Here is a 2,599-nt window from a genome sequence, read left to right on the forward strand (position 1 = left end):
ACTTGTCTCTGTCCCAGCGCCACGGTGAGTGTCGCCACTGGGAAACGGTTCACAAGCAACCGCCGCACAGCGTAGCGGCACCGGTGAGGCCGGGCAATGCGGAGGGGAAGGATCGCCGGCTGCCTCCCGCCGGACTGTGCCCGGAGCCGAACGCCGGACCTGTTCGGAGCCGTCCATCCCGGCGCAGTCCCCGCACAGTCACTCAAGGTGGGAAACCTCGACGGCATCAAGACTGTGATTTACCATGTGATCAGGAGGTGGATTGCAATGACGACCGCACACCCACGCCCCGACCTCGCCGCCTACAACGACGCCGCCCGCATGACCCAATCGGAGCTGGTCACAGCGCTGCGGGAACTCCTCGGGGCCAAGCTGGTCGCGTACCTCGGGAAGGTGAAGGAAACCCGGGCTGTCCGCCAGTGGGCCGAGGGCACCCGCACCATCAACAACGACACCGACGTCGAACGCCTGCGCATCGCCTACCGCGCCGCCCGGCTGATCGCCGAACGCGACACCCCCGCCGTGGCCCAGACGTGGTTTCAGGGCTTGAACCCGATCCTCGACGACCGCCCGCCGGCGCTGCTGCTGCGCGAGGGCGAGCTGTCCGATGTCGGCCCGAAGGTCCTCGCCGCGGCCCGGCAGTTCGCGGCGGTCGGATGAGCGCACCGGATCGCACGCTGATCTCCACTCCGCGCGGCGATGTCCGCTGCGTCCACGTCGCCGGCGTGGCCGCCTACCGGGTCGGCTACCCGCCGACCTCGTGGGAGTGGACACCGTGGGAGTTCGCCACCGACGGGCGCTTCACCGGCCGCTGGGACGATCCGGCGGGGGTGTGGCGAACCCTGTACGTCGGGGCGACCCGCCTGTCCTGCTATCTCGAGGTGCTCGCCTACGCCCGTAAGAGTGACGAGCTCAGCGCCGCGCTCGATGAGATCGTCGACGACGACGATGGTGAGTTCCCCACCATCGCGCCGGGTCGTGTCCCACGATCGTGGATGTCGTCCCGGGTCACCGGCAGCGGCACGATCACCGGATGGTTCGTCGTGCCCGGCGACCCCGAGTCGGTGGCCACCCTGCGCACCCTGTTCCGACCCCATGCGATCCGGCTCGGTCTGCTCGACCTCGACACGGCGGCGATCCGCGACGGCCGCCCGCGTGCCCTGACCCAGGCGATCTCGCAGTGGGTCAACACTCTTTCCGATCCCGGTGGTGAGCCGGTGGCCGGCATCGAGTTCGAGTCCCGGCACGGTGACGGGTTGGTGCTTTGGGCGCTGTACGAGCGTCCCGGTGACGGACCGGTCAGCAAGAACGTCACGGTCCTCGACTACGGCCCGGTCGAGGAGCACGACCCCGATCTGATCGAAGCGATGCGCCTGCACAACCTGGTCTGGGAGGACGACTGAATCGTCGCCTCTCCGCGCGGCCGCCGCGGTATTCCTCCGGGCGGACCGGTCCGATCCGCGCCACCTCGTTGTATGCCCTATGGGCTGTCAGCAGCATCGGCCGGCCCTCGTCCTGATCGGCACTCAGCTGAACAACGCAGCCAGCCACGCCGCGGCGAGCAGCACGTCCGGTCCGCGAAGCCATTGCCGGAGCAGATCGACAGGGATTTGTCCCACGGCGGTTTCCAGGATCAGCCCGTCATAGCTGATCGACGGCCGGGTGCGTACCCGGTACGCGGCCGCGCAGCCCCCGACCAGCCCGATCGCCAGCGTCGTCACTGTGCCACCGGTCAGGAGCGTCATGGATATCGCGGCCAGTACCGCGGCTATACCCGGCACGACGGTCAGCGGCCACTGTAGCCTCCGGTCGTCGACACCGAGTACGGCACCGAAATCGCGGTCGCGCAGGACATCCCGGAGCCCCGCACTGAAGATCATCGCCACGACGACGACTGCGGTCAGGTACAGCACGGCCACCGCCGGTGGTGTGGTCACCATCGGCGCAACCCCTACGGCTCCGATGGCACAGAACGCCAGCAACAGAGAGACCGGTCTGCGGAGGTGACGGAGCACATCCGAGCGGATCAGCGCCCAGGACAGCCCACCGGCGAGTGAGCGGGTGCGTCGGCGTCCGATGCGTCGCCACGATGTGTGCTCGAGCGCGCCGAGCAGCACCGAGATGTCCAAGGCGGTCGCCGACGCGGACACGGCCACCGTGGTGTCGGCGCCGGCCGCCAGCTCCGCGGCTGCGATCCTGTGGCACCACCGCACGGCCACGGCCGCCAGAGTGGCGGCCAGTGCCCCGACCGCGGCGACGGGCCACCAGCGGGTCGGCAGCGCAACATCGACTCCGGCTGTCGCCGTGCACACCGCCGCTACCGACCCCAGGGCACAGATCCGGCTCAGGATGGTCACCGGGCCGGGGGCAAGCAGTCGGCACTGAACGAGAACGCAGAGCGCAACGACGACGACTCCGGTCAGCGTCGTCAAGACGGTGAACGCAAACCACACCGTCAACTCTGCGGCGAACGCTGCGATGCGTCCGGCCAGCGCACCGACCAGGGCGCCGCAGCCGAGTACGACAACCACCCGGCTGCGCACCAGAGCGCCGCGGTCGAGCAGTGTCGAGCTCACCCAGAAGCCGAGCTCTGCACTGA

3 protein-coding genes are annotated in these 2,599 nt (G+C 69.2%); 2 read left to right on the top strand and 1 reads right to left on the bottom strand.

Annotation, left to right across the window (positions count from 1 at the left end):
- Positions 1-267 precede the first annotated feature (267 nt).
- Together WAX14_RS22535 and WAX14_RS22540 are read left to right on the top strand one after the other, a co-directional pair.
- Positions 268-660, top strand: coding sequence for a hypothetical protein (locus tag WAX14_RS22535; RefSeq protein ID WP_422630267.1), 393 nt, complete (start codon positions 268-270; stop codon positions 658-660).
- Entirely contained in the window at positions 657-1,403 is a 747-nt protein-coding gene (locus tag WAX14_RS22540) for an RES domain-containing protein (protein WP_422630268.1), read from the top strand. The genes WAX14_RS22535 and WAX14_RS22540 overlap by 4 nt, the downstream gene beginning before the upstream one ends.
- A gap of 123 nt (positions 1,404-1,526) precedes the next feature.
- Here WAX14_RS22540 and WAX14_RS22545 read toward each other — a convergent pair.
- Positions 1,527-2,599, bottom strand: a 1,073-nt coding sequence (locus WAX14_RS22545) for a DUF6297 family protein (protein ID WP_422630269.1), incomplete at its 5' end; no start/stop codon positions are given.

The sequence above is a fragment of the Rhodococcus sp. (in: high G+C Gram-positive bacteria) genome (assembly GCF_049299235.1).
Classification (GTDB): Bacteria; Actinomycetota; Actinomycetes; order Mycobacteriales; family Mycobacteriaceae; genus Rhodococcus.

What these genes read in the sequence shown, in the direction of transcription:
- WAX14_RS22540 (WP_422630268.1), top strand. Translation starts at nt 657, where the DNA reads ATGAGCGCACCGGATCGCACGCTGATCTCCACTCCGCGCGGCGATGTC.
- WAX14_RS22535 (WP_422630267.1), top strand. Translation starts at nt 268, where the DNA reads ATGACGACCGCACACCCACGCCCCGACCTCGCCGCCTACAACGACGCC.